Genomic DNA, 11,093 nt, shown 5'->3' with positions numbered 1-11,093 from the left:
ATACTATGAAGAAGACGATTGTTGCCATGTTAGTAAGTGGCGCCGTGCTGTTCCCGGGCCTTACCCAGGCTCAAACGCTGGAACAGTCAGTGGCACAGTCACTGGCTACCCATCCGAAAATCAAGGAAGCTTTTGATCTCTATCAGGCACGACTGTATCAGCATGATGGAGCCAAAGGTGGTTACTACCCCACTATCGATCTGCGCGGTGGTGTCGGTTATGAAAAGACCGATAGCCCGTCCACCCGTGCCGCGGGCGCCAATAGCAATATTGACGACTCCATGACCCGTAAAGAGGCCGGGATCAGTCTGCGCCAGATGCTGTTCGACGGTTTCAATGTCAGCAGCAACGTGGCCCGGACCGATGCCGAAGCCAACGCCCAGCGTCTGGCCATGATTTCCGAGGCAGAGAACACGGCGCTGCGCGTGGCTGAGGTATACCTCAACATGTTGCGTCAGCAGGAGATACTGGAGCTGTCCAAGCAGAATCTGGAAACCCATGAGCAGATCCGCAGCGACATCAGCAAGCGGACCGACTCTGGCCTGGGCTCGACTGCGGACCAGACCCAGATCGATGGTCGTGTTGCCCGTGCCTATGCCAACCAGGCTGCCGCCGAGAACAACTATCGCGATGCCGAGAGCGAATTCATTCGCGTCGTCAACGAGATGCCCAAGGATCTGGTACAACCGGTTCCCGATGGACAGTTCATTCCAGCCAGTCTGGATGCCGCGTTGAAAACGGCCACCGAAGTGCATCCGACCCTGCTCTCTTCCCTGCAGGATATCGAAGCGGCAAAGTATCAGCATGAAGGCTCCAAATCCGGCTTCTATCCGAACGTCACGTTCGAAGTGGATCAGAACTGGAATGAGGATATCGATGCGGTCAAGGGACGCAACGATGATCTGACGGCCATGGTTCGGATGCGTTACAACCTGTTCCGCGGTGGCTCTGATCTGGCAGAGAGCAAGGCGGCTTCATCCCTGTACTCCCAGGCGAAAGACATTCACCTGAATGCCTTCCGTCAGGTTGAAGAGGGAACACGTCTGGCCTGGAACGCCAAAGAGTCTTTGACCAAGCAGAAGACCTTCCTCAAAGAGCACGTTGACGCCAGCTATGACACCGTACAGGCGTACAAGAAGCAGTTTGGTCTAGGTCAGCGTACCTTGCTGGACGTGTTGAACACCGAGAACGAACTGTTCGAGGCGCGCCGCAGTTACATCACGGCCGAGTATGACGCTCTGCTGGCGGATTACCGTATCCTCAACGCGACAGGCAGTTTGCTCAACGCGTTTAACGTGCAGCAGCCGGCCGACTGGCAAGCCAAACGCTAATGGAGAACGCATCAGGTTTGATGCGAGTGAAAGGGATGGTCGCAGCTGTGCTGCCACCATCCCTTGTCTCTAACGGTCTGATGCTTGGCCGGTGCAGTGACAGTCATTGGATGCCCATGGGATGAGTGTGACGGTGTGGTGGAAGGCAAGCGGTTGCAGCAGGGCGTCAGCCTCGGGGTTGGGTCTGCTTTTGCGCGCTCGCTGGCTGCGTTACTCACTGTGGTTGCTGCTGGTTTCGCTTCCGCTCCTCCTCTCTGCCAGTCAACCTTTGACACCCGAAGACCTCAAGCTGGTTCAGCGCGCAGAGGAAACCTATGGGGTCAGGGCAGGCAAGCGTGTGACAAGTTGGCGTACGCTGGTCATGCAGAATCGTGCAGCCGGGCTGAATGAACGCCAGAAGCTGGAGAAGGTAAACCAGTTTTTTAATCGAATGCGTTTTCTTGATGACATCAAGTTGTGGCGCAAGAAAGATTACTGGGCTACCCCGTTGGAGTTTCTGGGGGCGGCTGGCGGTGATTGCGAAGACTTCAGCATTTCAAAATACTTCACCCTGCTGGAGCTTGGCATTCCCGATGAGAAAATGCGGATGGTATATGTCAAGGCATTGGATTATAACCAGTTTCATATGGTTGTTGCCTACTATGACACCCCTTCCTCCGAACCTGTGATTTTGGATAATTTGATCGGCTCGATCCGTCCTGCCAGCCAACGCAGGGATCTGGTGCCGATATACAGCTTTAACGGTAGTCACTTGTGGTTGATGAAGGCGCGTGGTCAAGGGGAACTGGCCGGGCAGTCGTCACGCTTGGGATTATGGACTGATTTACGCAATCGCATGACTTCCGGGCGATTGGCTCGGCCTGTGGTGAATTTGGATGATTAACCTATGACGCTCTACAGACAATTATTGGCAACCATGTTGATCCTGTTCGGCTTGTTGTTTGCAGCCACCTATTGGGTGCAGTTCAATTCGACCCGAACCTATCTGGCCCAGCAGCAGGAAACCACCGTCATCAATACCGCCACCTCGCTCGGGTTGGCGCTGACCCCGTATTTGGAAAACGGTGACAAGGTGGGAGCTGAATCTGTCATCCAGGCCATATTCGATGGCGGCTATTATCAGTTGATCCGACTGGATCTGCTGGCGTCTAAAGATGTCATCGAGCAAGAGAACACCAGCAACATTCAGGGCGTACCACAGTGGTTTATCGGCTTGGGGTTGTTTCCCGAAGTATCTAACGAGTCAATTCTGACATCCGGCTGGCTGCAACTGGGCAAACTGAAAGTGGTGGGCCACCCGGGACAAGCCTATTACGAGCTGTGGCGGGGTATGAGCGAACTGGCAAGCTGGTTCCTGATCGGTTTTTTAATCACCACCATTTTGCTGATGAGGGCACTGAATTATCTGCTCAAGCCACTCAAACAAATTTGCGAGCAGGCGGTGGAGATTGAACTTCACCATTTCGGTCACGCCATTCCAGAGCCCAAAACCCACGAATTGAAGCAGGTGGTGCAGGCCATCAATACCCTCTCCAGCAAGTTGGCACTGCAGTTCAAAGAGCAAGCCGATGAAGCTGAAAAACTGCGGGAGCGGGTCTATGTGGATGCAGTTTCCGGGCTGGGCAACCGAGCCTATTTTGTCGGTCAGGTCAACGCCTGGATTGCCGAGGCAGGACAAGGTGGTGTCATGCTGGTGGCGGTCGATATGCTCGATGATTTGTACCGCGAAGAGGGATTTGCCGCGCGGGACAACATGGTCAAGTCCATCGCCCAGACCTTGAAAGATCAGTTGAAGGGGTGGGATGGTGCGGCTCTGGCGCGGATCTCTGCGACTGAATATGCGCTGCTCTGTCCAACCGATGATCTGACCCAGTTGAAAGACTTGGCGGAGGTTATCAACAGCCGTATTGCCGACCTGGTCGTTAATCCGATGGGTGAAGGAGATGCCCTCTCCGTCATAGGTATTGCGGGGCGTGATGGCAATGATGATCTCTCCGCCTTGCTGACCAAAGCCGATAATGCGCTTGGCAAGGCCCGAAACGAACGCCGTGGCGCCGTGGTCATGGAAGGGGGCACAGATCAGGGAATGATGGGGCGCCTGGCTTGGCGCGATCTGGTACAAGATGCCATTTCACGGCACTTGTGGCGCTTCAAGGCGCAACCGGCCTGCCGATTCGACAATGGGGTGCGGTTGCATGCTGAATTGTTTGCCTCTATTTCGCGGGATGGGACTGACTACTTTGCGGGCCAGTTCTTGCCAGCCATCGAACAATTCAAGTTGGGGAGTGAATTTGATCAGGCGGTATTGGATGCCTGCGTTCCTTTGCTTAAACAGCAATCAGACCTGGTGCTGGCCATCAATATTACGGTAGGTTCCCTCTGCTCTGACGAGTTTCTGACCTGGCTGACGGAGTACCTGACAACCCATGCAGAGCTGAAGGAGCGTTTGCTGTTTGAAATACCGGAAGCCGCCATCATGAAGCACAAGGAACATGTGACCGTGCTGGTGATTACTTTGCAGGAGCATGGATTTCAGTGGGGGGTTGATCATTATGGCCGCCACTTCCAGTCTCTGGGCTATCTGGAAGAGCTGGCTCCGGCGTATGTCAAGGTTGACCATGGTTATACCAGTCAGGTCATGGAGCCAGGGGCAGACACCTCTTTCCTGGCCGCGGTTTGTCGCGCCGCCCACAATGCGGGTGTGACTACCATCGCAACTCGTGTTGAGGATCAGCATCAGGTCGAGCTGCTTTCCAAGCTGCATATCGACGGTTATCAGGGCTTCGTACACCCTGCATTTCCCTTGCCTTGAGCAATCAATATAAACACTTAGGCCCCATAGGGGCCTTTTTTTATGCGAAATATAAATAAGCATTGAGGTTTTTAATAGTAAATTTGCTAAGGCCTTACTCGAATCCCAATTAAGTGATTGATTCAATAATATAAAAAAGACCCTTCGATTTAATGGGCAGCATTGCTCTAGGTTTGAACCAACCCTGTACATTTTTGCAACGGAAGCCAGGGAGGCAGGTATCTATGGTGTAGACATCAAGATCTGTCATGTTGGAGCAATGGATATGCGCACTCAAGTAATCGACAAAACCGTGGTGGTGTCTTCTATTGAAGGCAATGTTCAAATCTTGCTGGCCGATGGGAGCAGTCGCCCATTGCAGAAAGGTGAAATTCTGCAACCTGGAGCCAAGCTCAATATTGCAGATGATGCCAAGCTGTTATTGGCTCCCTATGACGATGCTCCTACTGCCACCACGCCAGATTCCTCTGCGCCTGATGTACCTGTACCGGGACTGCAGCAAGTCCCGGACGATGGCACGGCTACCTCCCCTGAAATTGCAGCACTGCAACAATCGATCTTGCAAGGGGTCGACCCGACACAAAATTTTGAGGCTTCTGCCGCAGGTGGTGCACCTGCAGCCGGTGGTGGTGGCGGTGGCATTGGTGGGGTTGCCGGGGCCAGCGGTAATGGCGGTTTTGTCACCATTGATAGAACGGGTGATGCAACCATTGCTGCCGCCGGGTTTGACACTGCTTATCAGACTGAGCCAGTGGTGGATACAGAGCAACTTGCAGAGCCACTGCTAACCAACGAATTGAGTGATGAAGGAGAGCAGCTGACGGTTGCTGAGGGTGAGGTGCTGAATGGGAACTTGCTCACCAACACCGTCAACACTGATGGCCCTGAAGCCGCATCGGTACCGCTATTCAGTTGGGGAGACAATATCAACGTGACTGCCGGTACGAGCGTCACGATTGATGGTATCGGCAGCCTGATCGTCAACACCGATGGCAGTTTTACCTTCACGCCTGCGCCCAACTATGATGGTGCGGTTCCGCCTGTTACCTATGTGGTAAGCGATGGTACAGATACGGTGCAGTCCACACTGGAACTGACCATTACTCCTGTGAATGCTCTCTCCGATCAGAGTGAAAGTGTGGTTGTCACAGAAGACAGCGCAGGCTCTGGCAACTTGTTGGTCAACACGACAGATAATGATGGACCACAGGCTCCATCCATTACGGGATTTAGCTGGGGAGCGATAACCGACCCCGTATTGGGTACGCCAGTGACGCTGACGGGAGTGGGAACTCTGCTGGTCAATGCAGATGGCAGCTATCAGTTCACGCCAGCACCTAACTATGATGGTTCGGTTCCGCCAGTGAACTACAGCGTTACCGATGGTGTAGACACGGTTCAATCTACCCTTTCCATTACGATTACACCGGTTGATGAGCCGGCTGAATTAGGCGGATTCCAATTAGAAGGGGGAGACCTGACGTTGAGCGAAGTTGCCTTGGCCGATGGCAGTGACTCTGACACAACGGCTCTGACGCAAAGTGGCGTCTTCACTTTCAATGCAGCAGATGGTGTTCAGAGTTTGACGCTCGGTGACATCACATTGATCAGCAATGGGCAATCAACTGGTAGTGACAGGCATTAATTACAACCCTGTTACTGGGGCAGGTAGTGTGAGCTACAGCTACACGCTGACGGACAACGAGGAGCACCCGAGCGGGGAAGGCAACAACAACCTGTTTGAGGATTTCGCGGTCACCCTGGTGGACAGCGATGGCGACAGTGCCAACAACACCCTGAGTGTGCGGATAGTGGATGACGTGCCGACGGCGAGCAACGACAGCAACCCGGGCGTGGCGAGCGAAGCCAGCCTGGTGCTGGGCGGCAATGTGCTGGGCAACGACGTACAGGGCGCGGACGGTGCAGCGGTCACGGCGGGCACCCTGACGGGGACTTATGGCAGTCTGGTGCTGGGTGCTGACGGCAGCTACACCTATACCCTCAATCCGGCTGACCCGCAGTTTGTGGCGTTGCCGGGTGGGGCGACGGGGAGTGAGGTGTTCACCTATGTGCTGACGGATGGCGATGGCGACACCAGCACGGCGACGTTGACGCTGAGTATCCGCAATGACAATGACAATGTGACCATCACCGACCTGACGCCCAAAGGCGATGGCGGCGATGCGACCGTGTTCGAGGATGACCTGTTGTCCACCCGGGGGACGGGTGAGTCGGCGGGGTCGGACAGCAGCAAGGAGTCGACCACGGTCACGGGCAGCTTCACCATCAGTGCGCCGGACGGCGTGCAGACGCTGAGCGTGGGGGGCAACACCCTGACCATCACGGCGTACAACCCGGCGACGGGGCTGGTGAGCTACAGTTACACGCTGACGGACAACGAGGAGCACCCGAGCGGGGGAGGCAACAACAACCTGTTTGAGGATTTCGCGGTCACCCTGGTGGACAGCGATGGCGACAGTGCCAACAACACCCTGAGTGTGCGGATAGTGGATGACGTGCCTGTTTCGCCTGTGGATCTTAATACCCGAGTCGAGGAGTTTTCGAATCCAGGCACCAATCTGATGATCATTCTGGATACATCAGGCAGCATGGATGACGCCTCAGGTGTGGCTGGATTTGCTACTCGAATGGCCATTGCCAAGGCATCCATTTTGCAGCTCATTGGTGATTATGACGATGTAGGGGACGTAATGGTGCGTCTGGTTGGTTTTGCCAGCTCGGCAACCACTAACTTCCTGGGGGCTGGCGATGTCTGGCTGACAGCCACTCAAGCTTTGAATGTCATCAATGGTATTACCGACTACTTGGGCAACGGTGGGACTGACTATGACGATGCTCTGATCAAGGCTATGTCAGCCTACGATTCGGCAGGAAAAATCATCGGTGGCCAGAGTGTGCTGTATTTCCTCTCTGATGGGGAACCCACCGAAAGTACCAATTGGCCAGGTATTAGCGGTACCGGAAGTACGGGCATCAACACGGCGGAACAAACCGCTTGGGAAGTCTTCCTTAATGGCAATTATGTCAATGCTTATGCCCTTGGTATGGGGACCGGCGCAACCACTGGCGCGCTGACGCCGATAGCTTACAATGGAAGCACTGGCCAACAACAACCTGCCATCATTGTCACGGATCTGAGTCAGCTGGCTTCGACCCTGTCCGGAACAGTACAGGTTCCAACCACAGGGAATTTGCTGACTGATGCTGGGGTTGTATTCGGTGCTGATGGTCCGGCGACCTTGCCAATCACCAGTATCTCTCATGATGCAGATGGCAACCCGGCAACCCCGGATGTGGTGTATACCACGACGTATTCTGGCTACAACGCAATAACGCATGTGCTGACTATTCCCACTCATGGTGGGGGAACTTTCTCTGTCAATTTGTTGACTGGGGCGTATAGCTATAGCTTGTCTTTGGACGTGGCAAATGACTATACAGAGACTTTCCGCTATACCATCAGCGATGCGGATGGGGACGTGAAGACCGGCGTACTCAACATGATCACGACAGATTCCAGTGATGTTATCGCCTATGACAACGGCGATGAAGCGCTGGTAACCCAGATCATGGTCCCGGGGGCCACGACCAGCACCACACTGGCAGACTTTGGGGATACAACCAATTCTGCGAATAGTGGTGCCGGGTACAATCCCTGGATCTATGACACTTCAGGCACTGGTCTGAGTGTGATGGACTTGGGCTCCACTTCCATCGGCTCTGCCGTGGCGAGTAATGGCAACAAGTGGATTGTCAGTACGCTAAGCAGTTCGACCCTGGACGGCAGTGTTAGTGGAGGCGCATTGCAACTTGTTGATAGCAATGATGATGGCGCCGGTGCTGCGGAGCTTCTGACCCCAGAGTTCGTCACTGGACTGGCAGGTACAACCACACTTAGCTTCCAATACGATAGAGGTAACGTACATGCCAGCGATACAGTGACCTGGAGTCTGTACAAATTCGATGGGTCAAGCTGGGTTCAACTCTCTGGTGTTGGCTTTAGCGGTAATCTATCCGGTGATCCGGGTGCGTTGTCGACTATCACGACGTCTACCCTAGATGCTGGGACACGCTACCGGGTTTATTTCTCGGTGAATGATGGTTCTGGTAACCCTGACTCCACGTTGCAGCTGGATAATATCAAACTCAACGTGACTGCTGCTGCAACGGCTGCGATTGCCTTGACGGCTGCATATGGCAATCTGCTAACCGATCCCAACCACGACATGATGAGTGGCGACCCTTGGGGAAGTGTTGATGCCATCGGAGCGGAGAGCACAGTGCTCAAGATCTGGAATGGCAGCAGCTATACCGCAGTCACTACAAGTCAGACAGTGGCTGGGCTTTATGGCTCACTCGAGATCCACAGTGATGGCGCTTATACCTACACACCGAATGCGGATCTCAACAATGTGGGCAAAGCGGATGTGTTCAACTATCAACTGGCACAAAGTGATGGAGATCAGGATACAGCTCAGCTGACCATCAATATTGCTTCCAGTGCCACGGTGGCACCGACAATGGAAGGTAGCAGTGCCAATGATGCCCTCGTAGGCACCAGTGGAGATGACGTATTACTCGGCCATGCGGGTGCTGATGTACTCAATGGCAATGACCGTCTGGAAGGAGGGGCGGGCAATGACACTTTGATAGGTGGCCTGGGTGATGACATTCTGATCGGCGGCCTCGGTAGCGACACCATGACAGGGGGCGCCGGTAGCGATACCTTCAAGTGGCTTGCTGGCGAGGCAGATGGCAGTACGGACAACATCACGGACTTTACCCTTGGGAATACGGCCAGTGGGGGGGATGTGCTGGATCTGTCTGATTTGCTGGTTGGGGTTCCCACTGGTGGGAGCAACGATGATTTGGCGGCGGCGTTGGACAGTTACTTGCAGTTTGATACCGCCACCAAGACGTTGACGATAGACCCTGATGGTGCGGTCGGTGGCTCCGAGCTGACGATTCAGTTCCAGAACTCCCTTGATCTTGCCTCCCTAGGTTCTAACCAGGATATCATCAAGCAACTGCTGGATGATGGTAACCTCAAGGTTGATCCGTAATCAGGTAACGGGGCCGGGCTATACCTAGCCCCTGTTTTTTGACTGAGGGGGCGGCTAAGATAGCGGCAGTAGAGGAGAGGGTCACCATGCAGTCATTTAATTGGGTCGATATTGATGGCATTCGCTATAGCTGGGACGGGCAGGGCAGCATTACCTGCACCGGCCAGTTTGGCTATCAGGCAACCATGGCGGGTGACCGGATTGACGGGCTGGATCTTGAAAGCGAAGATGGCGACGTGGCGGGTTCTCTCAATGTGGACTTCGCGGCGGCCACCATCGCATTTAATCCGGCAATGGATGCTGAGGCACCTCACAGGGTGGTGCTTGTCGGGCACGATGAGGGGCAGCAGGAGTATTCGCTGCAGAGTTTGAGTCATACCTGCTTGCAGGATCTGCTCATTCACTCCGACAGTATTGACTGTGCCCCACTGACCACATCCACGCTGGCAGACCCTATTAGCCAGGTACAGGGACATGTTCTGTCGTGGGATTCGTTCCATTTTGATGATGAAGACCTGATCACTTCCCGCAGTGCCGTACCTGTTGTCTCGAGCCATCCCGAGCCGATGGGCAATGAGATCAGCATCAGCATCGATATGACCAATCAGGTGCTGGATCAGATACCGCCACTGCACGATATATGAATCCCATTCAGCCACGGGCATAATGACCTCACTCTAATTGATTGAGGTTTTTTTATATGTGGCGTTCGCTTCTTACCCTTTCCGCTCTGGTTGTCAGTGCTCCGTTATTCGCGCTCGAAGTACCGCAAGCCCCACATCTGGTGGTAAGTGGTTATGCCGAGCAAAAGGCCGAGCCCGATATGCTGACCCTCAATGTTGCGGTCACTGCGTTGGAAAAGCAGGGCATCAAGGCCAAGCAGCAGGTCGATAGCAAGGTTGCGGCCTTCTTTGGTCAGCTGGAAGGGCTGGGCATCAAGCGCAGCGATGTGGAAGCGGGTAACCTGGTGATCTCCCCCGAGTATCAGTATCCGCAGAACAAGAAACCGGAACTGGTGGGATACCGTGCCCAGCGTCAACTCGCGGTCAAACTCTACCAGCTCGACAAACTGAGCGAGCTGATGGATACCGCTCTCAAAGCGGGTCTGGAGTCAGTCTCCCAGATTGAGTACGGTCTCAAGTCGCCGCAGATCATCAAGGAGCAGGCTCGTATTGGTGCAGTCGAGGATGCCAAGAACAAGGCGGAGTCCCTGGCCAAGGCGTTCGGCATGAAGCTTGGTAAGGTTTACAGCGTGGAGTACCGCAACAATACCCCCATGCCCATCTATAGCCGTGCACTCAAGGCCGCCGCCATGGCCCCTGCCGCCGACATGATGGAAAACAGTTATCAACAGCAGCAGATCAGCATCACGGACAACGTGGAAGCCGTCTTCCTGCTGGAGTAAGGGGATGGCCTCCGGCCCTGTCCCTCACCTGTCCCAAGCCCGAGGCTCACCGCTCTGGCTTGTTGTTTTTACGGCAGTTGTTTGCGCGCATCAGCGAGCAAGTGTAGTGGTCAACTAAATCCGGACACTTGGTTAGGCCGAGTCTCGGCTTTTGCTGGCGGCATCCCGTCATTGTGTTGATGTGGACGCCGCCAGTTGTAGTAATCCATCAGGTAATAACTGATATCCCGCGTTGCTTCCCGCAGGCTCATGTATCCCGTTGCCGGGAGCCACTCTGACTTCAGGCTTCTGAACAACCGCTCCATCGGGGCGTTATCCCAGCAGTTGCCACGCCGACTCATGCTCTGGGTCATGCGATAGCGCCACAGTCGTTGCCGAAATGCCCTGCTGCCATATTGGCTACCCTGGTCGGAGTGAAACAGCACACCGGATGGGCAACCCCGCTGCTGATAGGCCATCTC

The 11,093-nt window shown here is 54.6% G+C and carries 8 protein-coding genes; 7 read left to right on the top strand and 1 reads right to left on the bottom strand.

The window, feature by feature from the left end; translation table 11 throughout:
* Positions 1 to 5 precede the first annotated feature (5 nt).
* The 7 genes from AXW79_RS02855 (at position 6) to AXW79_RS02825 (ending at position 10,632) form a co-directional block, all read left to right on the top strand.
* The gene (locus AXW79_RS02855) at positions 6 to 1,331 is read left to right on the top strand and encodes a TolC family outer membrane protein (RefSeq protein WP_005314727.1); all 1,326 of its coding nucleotides are present in this window, start codon (positions 6 to 8) and stop codon (positions 1,329 to 1,331) included.
* Between the two features lie 121 nt (positions 1,332 to 1,452).
* Complete coding sequence (locus tag AXW79_RS02850) at positions 1,453 to 2,214, top strand: transglutaminase-like cysteine peptidase (RefSeq protein WP_005314730.1); 762 nt, start codon at positions 1,453 to 1,455, stop codon at positions 2,212 to 2,214.
* Between the two features lie 3 nt (positions 2,215 to 2,217).
* Positions 2,218 to 4,143: an EAL domain-containing protein gene (locus tag AXW79_RS02845; protein ID WP_005314739.1), complete on the top strand. Its 1,926-nt coding sequence runs from the start codon at positions 2,218 to 2,220 to the stop codon at positions 4,141 to 4,143.
* A gap of 265 nt (positions 4,144 to 4,408) precedes the next feature.
* Positions 4,409 to 5,788 carry a retention module-containing protein gene (locus AXW79_RS02840; protein ID WP_005314742.1) on the top strand — a complete coding sequence of 460 codons (1,380 nt, stop codon included), beginning with the start codon at positions 4,409 to 4,411 and terminating at the stop codon, positions 5,786 to 5,788.
* Positions 5,757 to 9,227: a beta strand repeat-containing protein gene (locus AXW79_RS02835; RefSeq protein ID WP_011898607.1), complete on the top strand. Its 3,471-nt coding sequence runs from the start codon at positions 5,757 to 5,759 to the stop codon at positions 9,225 to 9,227. The genes AXW79_RS02840 and AXW79_RS02835 overlap by 32 nt, the downstream gene beginning before the upstream one ends.
* Positions 9,228 to 9,313: 86 nt before the next feature.
* Positions 9,314 to 9,871: a hypothetical protein gene (locus AXW79_RS02830; RefSeq protein WP_005314748.1), complete on the top strand. Its 558-nt coding sequence runs from the start codon at positions 9,314 to 9,316 to the stop codon at positions 9,869 to 9,871.
* Positions 9,872 to 9,927: 56 nt separating this feature from the next.
* Entirely contained in the window at positions 9,928 to 10,632 is a 705-nt protein-coding gene (locus AXW79_RS02825; protein ID WP_005314751.1) for an SIMPL domain-containing protein, read from the top strand.
* A gap of 110 nt (positions 10,633 to 10,742) precedes the next feature.
* Here AXW79_RS02825 and AXW79_RS02820 read toward each other — a convergent pair.
* A partial coding sequence (locus AXW79_RS02820) for an integrase core domain-containing protein (protein WP_155736211.1) occupies positions 10,743 to 11,093 on the bottom strand: 351 nt, incomplete at its 5' end.

The sequence above is a fragment of the Aeromonas salmonicida subsp. salmonicida genome (assembly GCF_001643305.1).
GTDB lineage: Bacteria > Pseudomonadota > Gammaproteobacteria > Enterobacterales > Aeromonadaceae > Aeromonas > Aeromonas salmonicida.
Note: the sequence above shows the minus strand (reverse complement) of the source record. Positions and strands in the feature narration are given on the sequence as shown.